This window comes from Methylobacterium sp. CCH7-A2 (assembly GCF_001557075.1).
GTDB lineage: Bacteria > Pseudomonadota > Alphaproteobacteria > Rhizobiales > Beijerinckiaceae > Allobosea > Allobosea massiliensis.
In genome coordinates, this window is record NZ_LSKN01000050.1 from 1 (window position 1) to 277 (window position 277).

Here is a 277-nt window from a genome sequence, read left to right on the forward strand (position 1 = left end):
GGATTGAATCTTTCGCGGGACTGCTCGGTGTTTGCGCGAGCTTGCCGTCGTCACCTGAGACGGCGGCGATAGGCCCCGGGCGACGAGCCCGCCGTCCGTTTGAAGGCTGTCGTGAATGCAGCTTGGCTGGAAAACCCGACACGATGGGCAATGGTGACAAGGGCCAAATCGCGGTCCGCGAGCAGTTTTCGAGCGAGTTCGAAGCGCATGGCGCTGACGAATCCATGCGGCGTCTGGCCTGTGACGCGCTTGAACATCCGGGCGAAATGAAATGGGC

The 277-nt window shown here is 61.7% G+C and carries 1 protein-coding gene; it reads right to left on the bottom strand.

Annotated features, from left to right (window positions below; genetic code table 11):
* Window positions 1-50: 50 nt before the first annotated feature.
* The coding region (locus AX750_RS25345; RefSeq protein ID WP_156446560.1) for a helix-turn-helix transcriptional regulator at window positions 51-277 on the bottom strand (227 nt) is incomplete at its 5' end.